The sequence below is a fragment of the Proteus terrae subsp. cibarius genome (assembly GCF_011045835.1).
GTDB lineage: Bacteria > Pseudomonadota > Gammaproteobacteria > Enterobacterales > Enterobacteriaceae > Proteus > Proteus cibarius.
Map to the genome: position 1 here is coordinate 2,817,975 of NZ_CP047349.1, position 19,601 is coordinate 2,837,575.

General features: G+C 36.8%; 13 protein-coding genes. 8 read left to right on the forward strand and 5 right to left on the reverse strand.

The genetic code is table 11. From position 1 onward, the window contains the following. Positions 1-137: 137 nt before the first annotated feature. The 8 genes from GTH25_RS13080 to GTH25_RS13115 all read left to right on the forward strand — a co-directional run bounded on the left by GTH25_RS13080 (position 138) and on the right by GTH25_RS13115 (position 13,965). Positions 138-965, forward strand: coding sequence for a MurR/RpiR family transcriptional regulator (locus GTH25_RS13080; protein ID WP_075670703.1), 828 nt, complete (start codon positions 138-140; stop codon positions 963-965). A gap of 236 nt (positions 966-1,201) precedes the next feature. Then, the gene (locus GTH25_RS13085) at positions 1,202-1,948 is read left to right on the forward strand and encodes a YadA-like family protein (RefSeq protein ID WP_164530628.1); all 747 of its coding nucleotides are present in this window, start codon (positions 1,202-1,204) and stop codon (positions 1,946-1,948) included. Positions 1,949-2,182: 234 nt separating this feature from the next. Then, positions 2,183-2,674 carry an N-acetyltransferase gene (locus tag GTH25_RS13090; RefSeq protein ID WP_075673700.1) on the forward strand — a complete coding sequence of 164 codons (492 nt, stop codon included), beginning with the start codon at positions 2,183-2,185 and terminating at the stop codon, positions 2,672-2,674. Between the two features lie 326 nt (positions 2,675-3,000). Then, a complete protein-coding gene (locus GTH25_RS13095; RefSeq protein ID WP_075673699.1) occupies positions 3,001-4,560 on the forward strand; it encodes a sulfatase-like hydrolase/transferase in 1,560 nt (519 codons plus the stop codon). Between the two features lie 146 nt (positions 4,561-4,706). Continuing rightward, positions 4,707-5,591 carry an OmpG porin family protein gene (locus GTH25_RS13100; protein ID WP_075673698.1) on the forward strand — a complete coding sequence of 295 codons (885 nt, stop codon included), beginning with the start codon at positions 4,707-4,709 and terminating at the stop codon, positions 5,589-5,591. A gap of 36 nt (positions 5,592-5,627) precedes the next feature. Further along, the gene (locus tag GTH25_RS13105; RefSeq protein ID WP_099659288.1) at positions 5,628-7,793 is read left to right on the forward strand and encodes an autotransporter family protein; all 2,166 of its coding nucleotides are present in this window, start codon (positions 5,628-5,630) and stop codon (positions 7,791-7,793) included. A gap of 10 nt (positions 7,794-7,803) precedes the next feature. Continuing rightward, positions 7,804-10,869: a chondroitinase family polysaccharide lyase gene (locus GTH25_RS13110; protein WP_156734464.1), complete on the forward strand. Its 3,066-nt coding sequence runs from the start codon at positions 7,804-7,806 to the stop codon at positions 10,867-10,869. A gap of 54 nt (positions 10,870-10,923) precedes the next feature. Beyond that, positions 10,924-13,965: a chondroitinase family polysaccharide lyase gene (locus GTH25_RS13115; RefSeq protein WP_164530629.1), complete on the forward strand. Its 3,042-nt coding sequence runs from the start codon at positions 10,924-10,926 to the stop codon at positions 13,963-13,965. A 1,197-nt stretch (positions 13,966-15,162) separates the two neighbouring features. Here the strand turns inward: GTH25_RS13115 and GTH25_RS13120 are convergent. The 5 genes from GTH25_RS13120 to agaF all read right to left on the reverse strand — a co-directional run bounded on the left by GTH25_RS13120 (position 15,163) and on the right by agaF (position 19,549). After that, complete coding sequence (locus GTH25_RS13120) at positions 15,163-16,224, reverse strand: glycoside hydrolase family 88/105 protein (protein WP_164530630.1); 1,062 nt, start codon at positions 16,222-16,224, stop codon at positions 15,163-15,165. Positions 16,225-16,241: 17 nt separating this feature from the next. Then, the gene (gene kduD, locus GTH25_RS13125) at positions 16,242-16,997 is read right to left on the reverse strand and encodes a 2-dehydro-3-deoxy-D-gluconate 5-dehydrogenase KduD (RefSeq protein ID WP_075673693.1); all 756 of its coding nucleotides are present in this window, start codon (positions 16,995-16,997) and stop codon (positions 16,242-16,244) included. Positions 16,998-17,075: 78 nt separating this feature from the next. Beyond that, on the reverse strand, positions 17,076-17,906 hold the full coding sequence (kduI, locus tag GTH25_RS13130; RefSeq protein ID WP_075673692.1) for a 5-dehydro-4-deoxy-D-glucuronate isomerase: 831 nt from the start codon (positions 17,904-17,906) through the stop codon (positions 17,076-17,078). A gap of 42 nt (positions 17,907-17,948) precedes the next feature. Next, positions 17,949-19,118, reverse strand: coding sequence for an N-acetylglucosamine-6-phosphate deacetylase (gene nagA / locus GTH25_RS13135; protein WP_075673691.1), 1,170 nt, complete (start codon positions 19,116-19,118; stop codon positions 17,949-17,951). After that, positions 19,115-19,549, reverse strand: a complete 435-nt coding sequence (gene agaF, locus GTH25_RS13140; RefSeq protein WP_164530631.1) for a PTS galactosamine/N-acetylgalactosamine transporter subunit IIA — start codon at positions 19,547-19,549, stop codon at positions 19,115-19,117. Before agaF ends, nagA begins: the two co-directional genes overlap by 4 nt. Positions 19,550-19,601 lie beyond the last annotated feature (52 nt).

Consider the following 19,601-nt stretch of genomic DNA (forward strand, 5'->3'; position numbering starts at 1 on the left):
ACATCAAATAATTACCTTTAGGTTATTCATTTACTTGGAATTAACTCTATATTTCATTTTAATTACTATTAGCTAAAAACATTCAAATCCCAAGCAAAAAACACTACAATTACAATAGTATTTTTATTGAGGGCACTATGTCTACTGCAACAAATCTGAATGAACTACAGGAACAAGTTCGCTCCCGCTATAATGGATTAAGTAAAAGGCTACAGCAGGTTGCACATTATCTACTTGATAATAAAAACAGTGTGGCATTTGATACAATTGCGATCCTTGCAGATAAAGCAAATGTTCCTCCATCGACATTAATTCGTTTTGCCAACGCATTTCATTTCAATGGCTTTAATGAAATGAAACAATTATTTCAAAACCATCTGATGAATGAAATGGTAAACGAAAATGAAAATTTAACTTATAAACAAAAATATAAAGAGGAGCCTCCTAATCTGAATGAGCCTGCCTATATTTTGCAAGAATTTGCGCAAGCAAATAGCCATTCATTGCAACAATTGGCAAATCAGACTCACAGAGAAATGTTAAATAAAACATTACAATTACTGGAACACGCTGAAACAATTTATATTTGTGGCTTTCATCACTCATTCAGTGCTGCAAGTTATTTTTTTCATGCTCTCTCGCATATCCCTTGTGAGACTGTTTTTGTTAACAGTTTAGGTGGTATGTACAAAGAGCAATTGAGAAATATTACACATCGTGATGTGCTCTTTGGCATTCACTTCCACCCGTATTCAGATGAAATGCAAAAAATGTGTGAAATGGCGACTTACAAAGAAGCAAAACAGATTATTGTTACTGATAGTCCAATTAGCCCATTAGCGAGTCTAAGCGATGTTTGTTTAACAGTTAAAGAAGCTCAAATAAAAACCTTTCGTTCTCAAACATCAACAATGTGTTTACTACAAGCAATTTCCGTCGCTTTTGCTTTTAGAAAAAAACGTTAATGATTTTTTTATCTCAAACTGCATCTTAATTAAGGTGCAGTTTTTCATAAAATAAATAATTTTTATAAATAATATTTAATTGAATATATCCTCAACTATTAACCAAATATTAAATAGCTTAGTATCTTATTTAAAACTTTTTTTAAGAGTAAATACAGAATGTTTCATTTGTGATGAGAAAAGCAATCATTTAGCATTAATTCATACCACCAAAGATCATTAAAGGATTAAATTAAATGCTATTTAAAAAATTATTTTTAATTGTTTTCTTATTTCCAACCTTTTCTTATTCAAACACTCATTTAATAAAAGAAAATAAAGAAAAACCAATAATCGTAAGTATTCCCAGTATTTCATTAGGTGAAAAAAGTAAAGCATCTGGTAACGGTTCAATTGCAATAGGAACAAATAGCCAAGCTAAAAATACACATTCAGTTGCTATAGGAACTAATTCATTAGCAACAGAAGAAAATACAGTGTCATTTGGTAATATTGAGAATAATCATACTTCTCGATTAGTCAATATTAGTGATGGTAAAAATAATACAGATGCAGTAAATCTTATTCAAACTAAAAAATTGGTAGATAAAAATAGAACAACAACTAACGCCATCAATCAACTAAAAAGAACTGTCAGTACAGATATCAGTGATCTCAAAACCCATGTTAATAATTTTGATAATTATTATAGAAAAAGACAAGCTGAAATCACAGATTCAATTGCAAATTTAGATAAAGAAATTATCGCGTTAGAGAAGAAAGTATTTGCTGGCATTGCTTCATCTGTTGCAATGACTAGCATTCCTTATCTTTCTCATCACACCTTAAGCGGCGGAATCGGTATTAGTAATTATCGAACAGGCACAGCATTTGCTGGAGGTGTACAATATAAACCGAATAACGACATTGCATTTCGATTAAACTCTTCCATTAATAGTGAAAAGGAAATTATTATTGGCGGTGGATTAGCGTATGGTTGGTAATCGATTTTCTTTTCTATAATCAGATTATTATTAAAAAATAACTTTATAATTAAAGCGGTAATATCTAAGTAATATTACTGCTTATTTATAAAAAACATAATTAGAAATTTAATAAAAATGCGTCATTTAAAGAGAGATCGATAAGTTTAACTTTAGTATCTCTAATATATTTTTTGTAATATAGACTATTTTTTATATACTAGAATTATAAGCTAGAGAAAAAAGGAATAAAAAATGAATTATATATTTCAAAAAATGACCGCTAAAGATATTAATGCAGTCGCACTATTATTACAGGCAAATTCTGAATCTCAGCAAGGTGGATTATATGGCGAATACCCTCTAAATAAAGTTGAGGCGATGTATCAAAGTAGCACTAACGCCATCATTGCACTTTACCAAGCAAATATTGTAGCTGTTGTTTTTAGCTTTCCTGTTACCTCTTTTTCGATCCCTCCAATTGCTCAAGCTATTAATCAACACTTTCCAGAAATAACACAAAATAATTGGTTTTACGGCCCTGTTTGTATAGATAAATTGCACCGTGGAAAATCCCTATTAAAAGATCTCTACCAGCAGATCTGTTCTTTACATGGCGGGCATCCTATTGCATTTGTGAATAGTGAAAATATTCGGTCACTAAAAGCCCATCAAAAACTAGGTATGGAGATCGTTAAAAATTTTGAGTTTAAAGGCACATCTTGGTGGGTCATTAAAGGACAATGAAAACAAACGAAAGAAAAATACTTACACTTTCTGTTATTCAGTTTTCTAGCTAAAAATAGAGGCTTTTAAGTATTTTTGCTATCGCCATCACAAAACAAATAATAACCATACAAATCAGTATAATACATAAAACAATAAAAAGTTAATCTATTCTTAACAATATTCCAACTCCTATTTTGGCTGCCAAATTGCTTACAATTTGACATCATTCTGTGATCTCCCTTTCAATTATTGATCTTTCGTTAACTTACTTTTTGATCTTATACAAAAGTATAAATAAGATAAAAGACACCAATTCGAAAGTAAACGTAAAATAGGAGGAAGCAATGACTGTTTCCCGCAGAACTTTTATCAAAGGACTCGCAGCCAGCGGTGCAGCAATGACTGTTTCTACCCCTGTTATTGCTAATTCAGGGAATTCGGCTTCTAACACGCGGTCGCGTCCAGAGAATGCCCCTAACCTATTAATTGTTTTCCCAGATGAAATGCGTGCTCATGCATTACAGTTTATGGGGGAAGACCCTTCAATTACACCTAATTTGAATAAATTTGCGAAGCAAGCCAAAGTAATGACGCAGATGGCTTCAAACTACCCTCTTTGTTCACCATTTCGTGGCATGTTTATGACAGGTCAATACCCTGTTCGTAATGGTATTACAGGAAATGCACATGACTATGGTGGCAAAGTGGGTATTGATTTATCGCCTTATGCCAAATGTTGGTCTGATGTTTTAAAATCTCTCGATTACAGTACTGGTTATATTGGTAAATGGCATCTTGATGCGCCTTACGAACCATTTATTGAAAGTTACAACAATCCAATGGAAGGTCGCTATTGGAATGAATGGGCGGCACCAGATAGACGCCATGGTTTTGATTTTTGGTATTCTTATGGCACTTACGATTTACATTTAAAACCAATGTATTGGGCAAACGATACCCCTCGTGATAAGCCAATTTACATTGATCAGTGGGGACCTGAACATGAAGCTGATATGGCAATCAAGTTCCTCAAAAATGAAAACAATCAATTTAGAGACAATTCGAAACCATTTGCATTAGTGGTTTCAATGAATCCACCTCATTCACCTTATGATCAAGTACCGAAAAAATACCTCGATGCTTATCAAGGTAAAACGTCAAAAGAGCTAAATACACGCCCTAATGTACAGTGGGATACTGAATATCAAGAAGGCTATGGCCCTCAATATTTCAAAGAATATATGGCAATGGTCAACGGTGTTGATGAGCAATTTGGTCGCATCGTAGATGAATTAGAAAAACAAGGCCTTGCAGATAATACTCTCGTTGTGTTCTTCTCTGATCATGGCAGTTGCTTAGGGGCAAATGGACAAGCAACAAAAAATAATCCTTATGAAGAATCCATGCGTGTTCCTATGATGTTTCGTTTACCAGGTAAAATTAAACCAGGTTCTGACGATGCACTCATGTCAGCACCTGATATTTATCCGACTATCTTAGGGCTACTTGGTTTATCAGAATGGATCCCTGATTCAGTAGAAGGTACTGATCTTGCAGATAGAGTAGTGACAGGCAAAGGCGACACAGCAAACTCTCAGCTTTATCTCTTTATTCCTTATGGTGAACCTTCATTTGGTAAACGAGGTGTAAGAACTAAAACTCATACTTTGGTTATAGATAGACAAGATGGGCAACCATTGAAATATACTTTATATGACAATGTGAATGATCCATATCAAATGAAAAATATTGCCAAAGATAATATGCCTTTAATTGAGAAATTAATTAAAGAAGAATTAACCCCTTGGTTGGAAAAAACAGGAGATTCTTGGCGCGCCACTGAATTTATTACGGCAACAACCAATAAATTAAATAAAACAATATCGACATGTAAAGAAAAATAATAAAAATATCTGCGCCATAGCTTTATGGCGCTATATATAAACCCAATTCGCTGATATAAAAAATCCTTTTAATAAAATAAAGGGAAAAATGTCCTACACCTAAAATTTGACAAAAATAAAAGCGAATAAAGAATTGGATATATACCATGAACAAACTTCGTATTGCTCTTTTTTTACCTCTTCTTGGCTTAGGTTTAACTTCTTTTCATTCTCAGGCAGCTAATGTCAATGCCATGTTTTCTTGGGAAACGGCAGATTACGATACACCCAATAACTATGCTGGTTATCGTGTAGATTTTAATATTAATCCAGATAAGTCTAACTGGTATTTCGATGTTGGTTTTCGTCAACGTGAGCATGACAATAAAAATCGTTATCAGCGTTATGATTTACAGGGTAGTTATCGTTTTAAATTAAATAATGGTTGGATCCAACCTGGTTTAAAAGTACGTCAAGATCTGACTAACTATGATAATGGTAGTCGCTTAACTATTGATTTTTATGAATCAAAAACCAATTACCAATTTCCAATTAATAAAGATTGGGTTTTAACCGGTAGTGTTTTATTTGGCTTACAAAAGAAAGAAGACAAACGCAGTAATGGTATCACAAATACGGATTATTTAGGCTGGGAAATTGAACCTGGTCTACGTTATTTTATCACTCCTAATATTAATACAACTGTGGCTTATTTTGATGGTGGTAAACAAGCAATACGACATGAAGAATATGACACAAAAGAAACAAACCATAATCAACAATTACGTATGTATGTAAACTGGACAACTCCAGTAGGATTAATTGTTTCTCCATCAATGCGTAAATCTATTTTCGGAAAAATAGAAGATAGGACAAACAAAGGCGTTTATATCGAAAAAGATATGACACGTTATACCTTACAAATGGCTTATCAAATATCACCTCAATGGCGAGTCATGACGGAATATTATAATGAACGAGTTGAAAATAAAAACGATGGTAGTAAATCAACTCAAGATTATTTCAAAGTTTCATTCCGAGCAACATTCTAATAATTAAAACCATATAATTGTTCATGGAGTTATATTGTGAAAAATAAAAAATTGTTATTTTTGAGCGCTGCTATTTTATCAGCTATTTATGGTTCAGCATGGGCGGCAGAATGTGATCCTACTTTAAATATCTGCGAAACAGTTAATATTAATGACGGGAATACGGCTCAAATAAATAAAGATGTTACTGTTTCTCAAGGTGATGGAGTTGTATTTAATGGCTCATCAACAGAATACAAAGCCCAAGCAATTACAAAAAATATTACTGTTACTGGTGATGGAGCCAGTGCCATCAAAATAAATCAAGGGGCTTCTTTTAGCAGTAATATCAATTTAAATGGTGCTAATGTGACCAGTGAAAATGGCACAGCCATATTGGTTGAAGGCGATTTCCCTAAACGAGGTACAGGTGTTTATGTTAGAGACGGTGCTATTATTCGTGGAAAAACCGCAGCCATTGATTTTAGAACACTGAAAACAGGTTTTAGAAGTGATGTAAATGGTGAGATCCACGGTGATATTTTAGGAAATGGCCATGCGGATACTAAAATAAATTTCGCTTATCAAGGTGGTTCTCAAAATGCCCTATTTGATGGATATAAAATTACAGGTGTTCCATTAATTGAAAACCACGGTAATTTAACTATCCAAGGAAAAGATAGAACGATCCACTGGGAAGGTAATTTCATGAATAAGGAAAATAGCCAGCTTATTTTCCGCCTTGATGACAATACCAATACCGATGAAACTATTCTTCATGTTGACGGTGATGTCACTTTTAAGAAAGGTAGCCAAGCCAAGCTAGATTTTAAAGGCACCAGTGTCGATAACATCATAAATAAAGATATTGTTTTAATTTCTTCCAATTCAGCTATTAAAGATGAAGCTGGGATTACGGTTACAGATGCAAATGCTATTGCACCCGATATTTCTCCTTTATTAGAAAAAACAGATTCATGGTTAGAGACTACACCACCTAATATTAGCGGTGGTGTTAGTGGTAACCAATTAGTTGCGCGTTATGGTATTAGCTACGAAGGTGGTAATAACTTTATTAGTGCTGCCGAGCGTGGCGGTGCCAGTGAAAATGGATTAGCAGCAGCCAACTTTGTTATTCCAACTGTACTAAATGAATTTAATAATACGCGTAGCCAAGTTTCAGATGAAGCACTGAGTCTATTAGTCGCAGCTGGAAATGACGATAATAATATTGCTGCATTATCGAATGATTTAGCCCCTATAGCCGATGGTAGTGATATTCAAGCGGGATTAATCATGGTTGAAGATATGCGCAATAATATTGCTCATCGATATTTACGCTATGATAACCAATTGCCTATTGAAGAAAGAGAAGCTGGCTGGAATAGCTGGGCTAATGTGCTGTACGGTTATGGTACGCAAAGCAATCAAGGTGGAGTTAACGGTTACAACACTTACCGCACAGGCATTCAAATCGGTACTGATTACGAAATTAATCAAGATGCTCTGATCGGTGTTTCTTTTGCTTATAACTACGCAAAAGCTGATGCCAAACAACGTAACGCAAGTAAAGAAATTAACCATTTTGAATTTATGCCTTACACCGGTTGGTATAGTGACACATTATTCCTAAACGGTAATTTAAATATTGGTTATTACACTGTCGATAGCGAACGAGATATCGGTGGTAATACAGGATGGGAAGGAAATACCAAAGCAAAAGGTGATTATTCTGGTGTGCAATTAGGTTATCAAATTAACGCTGGAACCTATTTTGATTTTGATTTCATCCATATTAAACCAATGCTGACTTACCAATATCAATGGCTAAATATTGATTCATGGGAAGAAACGGGCTCTACATTATCTATGCGAACTTATGGCCAACGCTATGCTGTTAATCAATTAGGTGGTTCAGTTGCTTTATGGAATAACTATCAAACCGCTTATGGCAAATTAACTCCATCCCTTAATCTGCGTTATTTCAAAGATATTGCAGGTGACAATAATATTAATCAACGTCATAGCCTCACTTATTTTAATACTGGAGGAAACACCTTCGATATTAAAGGAAATCGTGTTGGTGGCGACATTATTAGTGCTGAATTAGGGGCAAATCTCGATATTTCCCAATCGTTAAATTTAGGCACAACAATGGGATATCAGCGTTATGACAAATTCAATGAAGGACGCATTGGCTTCACCGTTAGCCAACGTTTCTAAGGAGAAAATAATGCCGATATTTCGCTTTACTGCACTTGCTATGACACTGGGGCTATTATCAGCCCCTTATAATGCACTTGCAGCTACCAGCAATCCTGCATTTGATCCTAAAAATCTGATGCAGTCAGAAATCTATCACTTTGCGCAAAGTAACCCATTAGCGGACTTTTCATCAGATAAAAACTCAACACTGACGTTATCTGATAAGCGTAGTGTTATGGGAAGCCAATCCCTTTTGTGGAAATGGAAAGGTGGCAGCAGTTTTACTTTGCATAAAAAACTTATTGTCCCAACAGATAAAGAAGCGTCTAAAGCATGGGGACGTGCATCAACACCTGTTTTATCATTTTGGCTTTATAATGAAAAACCCATTGATGGCTATCTTACTATCGATTTTGGAGAGAAACTGAATTCAACGAGCGAAGCACAAGCGGGTTTTAAAGTAAAACTAAATTTCACTGGCTGGCGTGCTGTTGGGCTCTCTTTAAATAACGATCTTGAAAATCGAGAGATGACCTTAAATGCAATGAATACCTCTTCTGATGGTACTCAAGACAGCATTGGTCGCTCTTTAGGTGCTAATGTCGACAGTATTCGATTTAAAGCCCCATCTAATGTAGGTCAGGGTGAAATCTATATCGATCGCATTATGTTTTCTATCGATGATGCTCGCTATCAATGGTCTGATTATCAAGTTAAAACACGCTTATCAGAGCCTGAGATCCAATTTCATAACGTGCAACCTCAGTTACCCGTGACACCTGAAAACTTAGCGGCGATTGATCTTATTCGTCAACGCTTGATTAATGAATTTGTCGGTGGTGAAAAAGAGACAAATCTCGCACTAGAAGAAAATATTAGTAAATTAAAAAGTGACTTTGATGCACTCAATATTCGTACTTTAGCGGATGGTGGAATACAAGGGCGACATCTGATCACGGATAAACAAACCATTATTTATCAGCCAGAAAACCTTAATGCTCAAGATAAGCGACTTTTTGATAATTATGTCATTCTTGGTAACTACACAACATTAATGTTTAATATCAGCCGTGCTTATGTCCTTGAAAAAGATCCGACACAAAAAGCCCAGTTAAAACAGATGTACTTATTAATGACAAAGCATTTATTAGACCAAGGCTTTGTTAAAGGGAGTGCATTAGTCACAACCCATCACTGGGGATACAGTTCTCGTTGGTGGTACATTTCTACACTATTAATGTCTGATGCCTTAAAAGAAGCAAAACTACAAACTCAAGTTTATGACTCATTACTGTGGTATTCACGAGAGTTTAAAAGTAGTTTTGATATGAAGGTAGGAGCAGATAGTTCAGACTTAGACTATTTCAACACCTTATCTCGTCAGCACTTAGCCTTATTACTGCTAGAGCCTGATGATCAAAAACGCATCAACTTAGTTAATACTTTCAGTCATTACATCACAGGGGCGTTAACTCAAGTACCACCAGGCGGTAAAGATGGTTTACGTCCTGATGGCACAGCGTGGCGCCATGAAGGTAACTATCCAGGTTACTCTTTCCCTGCCTTTAAAAATGCCTCTCAGCTTATTTATTTACTACGCGGCACACCATTTTCAGTGGGTGAAAGCGGTTGGAATAACCTGAAAAAAGCAATGGTTTCAGCGTGGATTTACAGTAACCCTGAAGTTGGGTTACCTCTTGCTGGGCGACACCCTTTTAACTCACCTTCGTTAAAATCCGTCGCACAAGGCTACTACTGGCTTGCCATGTCTGCAAAACCGTCTCCAGATAAAACACTCGCGTCTATTTATCTTGCAATAAGTGATAAAACACAAAGCGAATCGAAAGCTATTTTTGGAGAAACTATTGCACCAGCTGCTTTACCTCAAGGTTTCTATGCCTTTAATGGTGGGGCTTTTGGTATTCATCGCTGGCAAGATAAAATGGTGACACTGAAAGCTTATAATACCAATGTTTGGTCATCTGAAATTTATAACAAAGATAACCGTTATGGTCGTTATCAAAGTCATGGTGTCGCTCAAATAGTGAATAATGGTTCGCAGCTTTCACAAGGCTATCAGCAAGAAGGTTGGGATTGGAATAGAATGCCAGGGGCAACCACAATTCATCTTCCTCTTAAAGAATTAGACAGCCCTAAACCTCATACATTAATGCAACGTGGCGAGCGTGGATTTAGTGGGACATCAGCTCTTGAAGGTCAATATGGCATGATGGCATTCGATCTGATTTATCCTGCTAATCTTGAGCGTTTTGATCCTAATTTTACTGCGAAAAAGAGTGTATTAGCCGCTGATAACCACTTAATTTTTATTGGCAGCAATATAAATAGCAGTAATAAGAATAAAGATGTTGAAACAACCTTATTTCAACATGCCATAACGCCATCATTAAATACCATTTGGATTAATGGGCAAAAAGTTGAAGCGTTTCCTTATCAAGCAACACTAAAACAAGGTGATTGGTTAATTGATAGCAACGGTAATGGTTATTTAATTACTCAAGCTGAAAAAGTGAATATCAGTCGTCAACACCAGACTTCGGCTGAAAATAAAAATCGCCAGCCAACAGAAGGAAACTTCAGTTCAGCCTGGATTGATCACAGTGTTCAACCTAAAGATTCCAGTTATGAGTATATGGTCTTTTTAGATGCGACTCCTGAAAAAATGGGAGAGATGGCTAAAAAATTCCGTGAAAATAATGGGTTATATCAGGTTCTTCGTAAAGATAAAGATGTTCATATTATTTACGATAAACTCAGCAACGTGACGGGATACGCCTTTTATCAATCTGCTTCAATCGAAGATAAATGGATCAAAAAGGTTGATAAACCTGCGATTGTGATGACTCATCATCAAGGAAATACACTCACTGTTAGTGCTGTTACACCGGATTTAAACATGACACGTCAGAAAGCAGCAACTGCCGTTACTATCAATGTCATCATCAACGGGAAATGGCAACCTACTGATAAAAATAGTGACGTAAAATATAACGTTTCAGGTGATAACACTGAACTAACGTTTACCAGTTACTTTGGTATTCCACAAGAAATCAAACTTTCACCTCTCTCTTGATATCACTAAAAGGAACGCACTTGCGTTCCTTTTTTATTTGCAGGAAATCTGATTATGCTAATAAAAAATCCTTTAGCACATGCAATAGCATTAAGTTTATGTTTATCATTACCCGCACAGGCATTACCTTCTCTTTCCCATGAAACTTTCGGTGATATTTATCTCTTTGAGAGTGAAATACCTAATACCCTCACCACTTCAGGTAATAATCAATTATCACTGAGCAAACAGCATGCTAAAGATGGTGAACAATCACTCAAATGGCAATATCAACCACAAACAACATTAACACTAAATAATATTGTTAATTACCAAGATGATAAAAATACAGCGACACCACTCACTTTTATGATGTGGATTTATAATGAGAAACCTCAATCTTCCCCATTAACATTTGCATTTAAACAAAATAATAAAATTGCATTAAGTTTCGATACTCAACTTGATTTTACGGGATGGAGAGGTATTGCAATTCCTTTTCGTGATATGCAAGGCACAGCAACAGGTCAATTTGATCAATTAGTGATAGCAGCCCCAAATCAGGCTGGAACTCTATTTTTTGATCAAATTATTATGAGTGTACCTTTAGATAATCGTTGGGCAGTTCCTGACTATCAAACACCGTACGTAAACAATGCAGTAAATACCATGGTCAGTAAAAACTGGAGTGCTTTACTGATGTACGATCAGATGTTTAAAGCGCATTATCCAACTCTAAATTTCGATACCGAATTTCATGACGATCAAGCTGAGATGGCATCGATTTACCAGCGTTTTGAGTATTATCAGGGAATTAGTAGCGAGAAAAAAATCACCTCTGACATGCTAAATAAAAATTTAGCACTCTGGGAAAAATTAGAATTAACACAACACGCTGATGGTTCAATAACAGGGAAAGCACTAGATCATCCTAACCGGCAAAACTTTATGAAAGTCGAAGGTGTATTTAGTGATGAGACAAAACAAGCATTGCTTGATGCAAATATGCTAAGAGATGTGGGTAAAACACTTCTTCAAACTGCTATTTACTTGCGTAGTAATTCCTTATCAGCAACCGATCGAAAAAAATTAGAAGATCTCTATTTATTAGGAACTCGTTACGTTCTTGAACAAGGTTTTACGCGAGGTAGTGGTTATCAGATTATTACTCATGTTGGCTATCAAACCAGAGAGCTTTTTGATGCATGGTTTATTGGTCGTCATATTCTCGCAAAAAACAACCTCTTAGCCCCTACTCAGCAAGCGATGATGTGGTACAACGCCAGTGGACGGATTTTCGAAAAAGATGATGAAATCGTTGATGCGAACGTTGATATTCTCAATACTCAATTACAGTGGATGATAAAAAGCTTACTGATGTTGCCAGATTATCAACAACGCCAACAAGCTTTAGCACAACTGCAAAACTGGCTCAATAAAACCATACTAAGTTCAAAAGGCGTTGCCGGTGGTTTTAAATCTGATGGTTCTATTTTTCATCATTCACAACATTATCCAGCCTACGCTAAAGACGCATTTGGGGGTTTAGCACCGAGTGTTTATGCATTAAGTGACTCTCCTTTTCGCTTATCAACTTCAGCTCATGAGCGTTTAAAAGATGTTCTGTTAAAAATGCGGATCTACACTAAAGAGACACAAATTCCTGTGGTATTAAGTGGCCGTCATCCCACAGGATTACATAAAATTGGAATAGCTCCATTTAAATGGATGGCCTTAGCAGGAACTCCTGATGGTAAACAGAAGTTAGATCCCACATTATCTGCCGCTTATGCAAAATTAGATAACAAAGCACATTTTGAAGGTATTAAGGCTGAAAATGAACCTGTTGGTGCATGGGCAATGAATTATGCGTCAATGGCAATACAACGCAGAGCATCAGCCCAGTCACCACAACAAAGCTGGCTTGCAATTGCTCGTGGTTTTAGTCGCTATCTTGTTGGTAATGAAAGTTATGAGAATAACAATCGTTATGGACGCTATTTACAATATGGACAATTAGAAATTATTCCAGCTAATTTAACTCAATCAGGGTTTAGCCATGCTGGGTGGGATTGGAATCGATACCCAGGAACAACCACAATCCATCTTCCATATAACGAACTTGAGGCAAAACTTAATCAATTGCCTAGTGCGGGTATTGAAGAAATGTTGCTTTCAACTGAGAGTTATTCTGGTGCCAATACATTAAATAACAACAGTATGTTTGCTATGAAATTACATGGCCACAGTAAATATCAACAACAGAGCTTGAAGGCAAATAAATCCTATTTCTTATTTGATAATAGAGTGATCGCTTTAGGCTCAGGTATTGAAAATGATGATAAGCAACATTCAACAGAAACAACACTATTCCAGTTCGCTGTTCCTAAATTACAATCAGTGATAATTAATGGCAAAGAGATTAATCAATTAGGTACTCAGTTAACTTTAAATAATGCAGATACTTTAATTGATCCTGCCGGTAATTTATATAAGTTGACTAAAGGACAAACCGTAGAGTTTAGTTATCAAAAACAACATTCACTTGATGATAGAAATTCAAAACCGACAGAACAATTATTTGCAACAGCTGTTATTTATCATGGTAAAGCACCAAGTAATGCAAATTATGAATATGCAATAGCTATCGAAGCACAAAATAATAAAGCTCCCGAATACATAGTATTACAACATAATGATCAGCTTCATGCGGTAAAAGATAAAATAACCCAAGAAGAGGGATATGCTTTTTTTGAAGCCACTCAGTTAAAGTCAGCGGATGCAACATTATTATCCAGTGATGCGCCGGTTATGGTCATGGCTAAAATACAAAATCAGCAATTAACATTAAGTATTGTTAATCCAGATTTAAATTTATATCAAGGTCGAGAAAAAGATCAATTTGATGATAAAGGTGATCAAATAGAAGTTAGTGTTTATTCTCGCCATTGGCTTACAGCAGAATCGCAATCAACAAATAGTACTATTACCGTAAAAGGAATATGGAAATTAACAACACCTCAACCCGGTGTTATTATTAAGCACTACAATAACAACACTCTTATTACGACAACAACCATACAGGCAACACCTACTGTTATTAATTTAGTTAAGTAAATTTCGTAACTTTTAAACTAAAGAGTCTCGACATAAGAATATCGAGACTCTTTTTTATTAAATATAAATTAACGAATAAATTAATTATTTAAAAAAGCAAAAACAAATCGCTAGCTTTATTATTAAAAATAAATGTGTTGTGCCCGATGATTATTTTGTTATTCTCTGCACGGGTGCTTGGATCAATCTGGTTCAAGCATTTTGCAGACACCAGAAAGAGAAAAGCCCCGATTACGTTATTTAACATTAATCGAGGCCAAATCATACCCAACAATTTGATTTTGCCTCTATCTTTATCGGAGTGCAAGAGGAAATGAAAAAATATTCTTTAATCGGACTGATGATCGTGACGATGATAATATCGAATCGCGTATTATTAGAGAGTAAATACCTTATTTATTCATACCAACTACTGAATATTTAACTATTCAGGTTAATATAACGTTTACTTTATATTAATCTTGTGGGGGAGCACTCCCCCACAGTTTCCTTTTTCAATAGTTGTGTATTTATCTAAGCACCCAAATTTATAATAAGAGGTAACAGATTATTGTTACCTCTTATTTTATTATTTATCTCAATTAACAAATTAATTATTTAAAAAAGCAAAAACAAATCGCTAGCTTTATTATTAAAAATAAATGTGTTGTGCCCGATGATTATTTTGTTATTCTCTGCACGGGTGCTTGGATCAATCTGGTTCAAGCATTTTGCAAACACCAGAAAGAGAAAAGCCCCGGAAAATATATTGTATATTCACCGAGGCGGACTCAAACACCAACAATTTGATTTTGCCTCTATCTTTATCGGAGTGCAAGAGGAAATGAAAAAATATTCTTTAATCGGGCTGATGATCGTGACGATGATAATATCGAATCACGTATTATTAGAGAGTAAATATCTTATTTATTCATACCAACTACTGGATATTTAACTATTCAGGTTAATATAGCGTTTACTTTATATTAATCTTGTGGGGGAGCACTCCCCCACAGTTTCCTTTTTCAATAATTGTGTATTTATCTAAGCACCCAAATTTAAAATAAGAGGTAACAGATTACTGTTACCTCTTATTATATTAAAAATAAAAAAGCCGACCTTATTTTTAGTCGGCATCCTAGATAGGAAAATATTGCGCGGAAGGCATGTAAAGCGCAAGAAAAACAACAAAGCGTCAATATCAAAGCTCTAGCAATTTTACAAAAGATTTAAAACTTCACTTCCTGCTAATAAATAAGCACCAGCACCATAATCCATATTATGTTCGAACTTCACTTCACGAGGGTTAAATGCCGGAAGTTGAACCCAACCTATCATGCCATTGTCATGAATACAGGTTTGTAATGCTGACCATGCTCTATTTAATGCGGGGCAATACACATCTTTCTCTAATACTCCCTGATTAATTCCCCATGCTAGCCCATAACAAAATAGCGCTGTTGCTGAACTTTCTGGTGCAGGAAAATTATCAGGATCGAGTAAACTAGTCCGCCAAAAACCATCTTCATGTTGATAATCTAGGATGGAGGTCGCTAATTCTTTAAATAATGCAATATAACGTTCACGACCATGATAATCATCAGGCATATATTTTAAGATACGCGGTATCGAAGCTAAAACCCAACCAATACCACGACTCCAAAATACTTTTTCACCATTAGCTTCACGTAATTCATTGCCTTGACTATCAGGAATATAGCGATGATCACGGAAGATAAGCCCTGTTTCAGGATCACGTAAATGGTCAATCGCATCCCAATAAGCTGTGTGCATATAATCTAAATAACGTCGCTCATTGGTGATTTCGGCTAATGCAGCAAATCCTGGAGGCGCCATAAAAAGTGCATCACACCACCACCAATCTTCACGGCCAGGCTTAGGTTCATTGAGCATGATATCAAATGCTTTGATTGTTGGTTCAATCACTTCAGATTGCTCAAAAAGCGGACTGATAGCCAAATAAGCTTGTGCACAAACATGGTCATCAGCAAAACGCGCATTAGGACCTGTTCTAAACCCTGTATGTAATGTGTAATTCAATATGCCATTAAGATATTCTTCATCTTGTGTAGCTTGCCATGCTGCACTTACACAACTCCATAAAACACCGCGTTCCCAATCTGTGTCTTTAATAAAACGGGTTTTACCACTACGGCGACGAACACTGCGAACTTGATTAGCCGATTGATAACGATACACTCGCTTCATGTTTTGTAATACAAGCTCTCTTTGCAAAGCCTCTGTATTAGCGTGTTCCATCCTATTTCTCCATGAAATTAACGAGCTAACCAACCACCATCAACGGCAATGGTGAATCCATTAACATAGTCACTGGCTTTAGAGGCTAAGAAAATTGCAGGACCTGCAACATCTTCTGGAGTTCCCCAACGTCCAGCAGGAATACGCTCTAAAATAGCAGCATTACGAGCATCATCAGCACGCAGAGCAGCAGTGTTATCTGTTGCCATATAGCCCGGAGCAATTGCATTTACATTGATATTGTATTGAGAAAGTTCAGTCGCCAATGCGCGAGTTAGTCCCATTACTGCAGATTTACTTGCGGTGTAAGAAGGTACACGAATACCCCCTTGATAAGAGAGCATAGAAGCAATATTAATTATTTTGCCCCCCTCTCCTTGTTTCACAAATTGGCGAGCCACTTTTTGAGATAAAAAGAATAGTGTTTTCTGATTAATATCAATCACATCATCCCAATCTTTTTCACCAAACTCCAAAAGATCTTCTCGGCGAATAATACCAGCATTATTTACTAAAATATCAATGCGCCCCATAACAGAAGTTGCTTCATCCACCAGCGCTTGTAATCCATCTTGTTTCATTAAATTTTGCGTAATGTAATGAAAACGGCGCCCCAATGCCTCTACTTGTTGGCGAGTTTCAGGCGCATCTTGAATTCCAACGCCCACAATATCAGCACCGGCTTTTGCTAAACCAATAGCCATACCTTGACCTAACCCAGTATTACAACCTGTAACAATAGCAACCTTGCCATTTAAATCGAATAAATTCATAACAATAACCTCTTAGGTGTGGCCTTATAGCCACACCTTTTTATATGTAGGATAAGAAGAAAATATAACTATTTATGGTTATTTCAGATCTTTCATTGCTACATGGTCCATATCATGGAAGACCTGATTTTCGCCAACCATTCCCCAAATAAAGGTATAAGATGCTGAGCCCACACCGGAGTGAATTGACCAACTAGGGCTTATCACCGCTTGCTCGTTACGAACAACCAAATGGCGAGTTTCCGTTGGCTCTCCCATATAATGGAAAACCACATTGTCATCTTTCATATCAAAATAGAGATATACTTCCATACGGCGTTCATGAGTATGGCAAGGCATGGTATTCCATAAGCTACCCGGTTCAAGAACTGTCATCCCCATGGATAATTGACACGTTGGTAGTACTGAAGGGTGTAAAAATTTATAAATAGTACGAACGTTGCAATTTTCTGTATTACCTAATTTTTCAGGTGAGGCTTGTTGTTGAGTAATTTTGCGGGTTGGATATGTGTGGTGTGCTGGTGCACAATTCATATAAAAACGAGCAGGTGTTTCCACGCTATCACTCATAAATTCAACGCTTTTAGCGCCCATTCCGATATAAATGGCTTCGCGAGAACCAATATCAAACACTTCACCATCAACAACCACTTTACCAGCGCCACCAATATTAATGGCACCTAGCTCACGTCTTTCTAAAAAGAAATCAACGCCTAAGGCTTTACCCGCCATTAATGCTAAAGGCTGTGTTGTAGGAACAATACCGCCAACAATAATACGATCTATATGGCTATAAGTGAGATTCATTTCCCCTTCACAGAATAAGTTCTCTATCAGGAACTCCTTGCGAAGTCCTTCTGTATCAAGCCTTTTAGCATGTTCACTATGAATTGGTTGACGAATTTCCATTATAAATACCTCATTTTTACTGATGGGTGCATAACTGAAAAGCTACACATTTTCCCCGGATACAGAGTAAATATGATTTCCTCTGATGAATGTATCGGTGAGATGAAAACATTCATCCACCACAGCAAAGCTGGCTTGTCGCCCCGCTTTGATATAACCCAATTTGTCGCCGATACCGAGATACTCAGCGGGGATCGCACTCGCCATTTGTACTGCTTCCCATTCAGGAACATGTGCGAGTTGCACCATATTTCTTAATGCACTGTCTAAGCTACATGTGCTCCCAGCCAAAGAGCCATCGGCTGTTTTGGCCTGCCCCTGAGTAACACTTACAGTTTGTGCACCCAGCCTATAATCTCCATCAGGTAACCCACCAGCTCGCATGCAATCAGTAATTAAAGCGAGTTGTTGATAACCTTTCATGCGATACGCTAATTGCATCATAACGGGATGAACATGAATGCCATCTGCAATCAATTCCGCCAATACATTGTGATACAACACGGCACCACAACATCCCGGTTCGCGATGATGAAGTCCCGTCATTCCGTTATACAAATGCACACCACAATCAGCGCCATGTAAAAAAGCATCTGATGTTTGTTCATAAGTTGCCGCTGTATGCGCCACACTAGGTTTAATGCCTCGATTGACCAACCAATCAATCGCCTCCATCGAACCTTGTGCTTCCGGCGCAACAGCGACACGCAATAATGTGTCTCCCGCACTTTCAAGCAATGTTTCTAGCTCTGATATCGTTGGTGCTTTTAGATATTTCACAGGATGAGAGCCTCTATGGCGCTCAGTAAAATAAGGCCCTTCTAAAAAACTCCCAAGTAACTGTGCGCCAGAAGTTTGTGGCTTCGACAAAAACTCACGTACTTGTGATAATGCTTGGCGAATATCATCCATAGGCGCAGTAACGGTTGTACCAACCCATGCAACTACACCTGTTTTCACTAAAGCATCAGCAATGGTTTGTAATCCTTGTTGAGTCGCATCCATTACATCAGCACCTTCACGGCCATGAATATGAATATCCACAAAACCGGGTAATAACGATTTCCCTTTTAGGCGAATAATGGGGCAATCTGTTGGTGCTTGCGTGGTGATTGATTCAATGACATCGTCTTTAACACGGACATAGCAAAGATAACGAATACCTTCTGGTGTAAAAGTTCGATCGGCTAAAATGGCATATTGCTGACTCATAAACCGTCTTCTTCTTCAACATCATTGCTATCTATTTGTGCCAATTGCTCACGAATATCTTGAATACTGTCTTGACCTATTTCGCGTAATATTTGCACTAACTCTGATGTTGAACACCCTTCTCGTTCGAAAGCCGCATTAACAATCATTGGTAGATTCACACCCGCTAATACTTCAACGGCAGGATTTTTCATCATAATGGCCATTGCACGATTACAAGGTGTTCCACCAGGTAAATCTGTTAGGAATAGATATTCCTGACATGACATTGAGTTGATCGCTTCACGCATTTTTTCTTCAAGTTCATCAGGAGAAATTGACTCAACAAAATCGATAAATGCGATATCTTCTTGCTCGCCGGCAATCGCTTTTACGGCTGATGCCATACCAGAGGCAAAATTAAGATGTCCTGAAACAATAAGACCTATCATGAGTGACTCCTTGCGGGCAGCAGAAGACTCTCCTGCCCGTTTATAGCAAGTT

Excerpts from the sequence above, each read along its gene's own strand:
- GTH25_RS13080 (WP_075670703.1), top strand. The coding sequence starts at position 138 with ATGTCTACTGCAACAAATCTGAATGAACTACAGGAACAAGTTCGCTCC.
- GTH25_RS13085 (WP_164530628.1), top strand. The coding sequence starts at position 1,202 with ATGCTATTTAAAAAATTATTTTTAATTGTTTTCTTATTTCCAACCTTT.
- GTH25_RS13090 (WP_075673700.1), top strand. The coding sequence starts at position 2,183 with ATGAATTATATATTTCAAAAAATGACCGCTAAAGATATTAATGCAGTC.
- GTH25_RS13095 (WP_075673699.1), top strand. The coding sequence starts at position 3,001 with ATGACTGTTTCCCGCAGAACTTTTATCAAAGGACTCGCAGCCAGCGGT.
- GTH25_RS13100 (WP_075673698.1), top strand. The coding sequence starts at position 4,707 with ATGAACAAACTTCGTATTGCTCTTTTTTTACCTCTTCTTGGCTTAGGT.
- GTH25_RS13110 (WP_156734464.1), top strand. The coding sequence starts at position 7,804 with ATGCCGATATTTCGCTTTACTGCACTTGCTATGACACTGGGGCTATTA.
- GTH25_RS13115 (WP_164530629.1), top strand. The coding sequence starts at position 10,924 with ATGCTAATAAAAAATCCTTTAGCACATGCAATAGCATTAAGTTTATGT.
- GTH25_RS13120 (WP_164530630.1), bottom strand. The coding sequence starts at position 16,224 with ATGGAACACGCTAATACAGAGGCTTTGCAAAGAGAGCTTGTATTACAA.
- kduD (WP_075673693.1), bottom strand. The coding sequence starts at position 16,997 with ATGAATTTATTCGATTTAAATGGCAAGGTTGCTATTGTTACAGGTTGT.
- kduI (WP_075673692.1), bottom strand. The coding sequence starts at position 17,906 with ATGGAAATTCGTCAACCAATTCATAGTGAACATGCTAAAAGGCTTGAT.
- nagA (WP_075673691.1), bottom strand. The coding sequence starts at position 19,118 with ATGAGTCAGCAATATGCCATTTTAGCCGATCGAACTTTTACACCAGAA.
- agaF (WP_164530631.1), bottom strand. The coding sequence starts at position 19,549 with ATGATAGGTCTTATTGTTTCAGGACATCTTAATTTTGCCTCTGGTATG.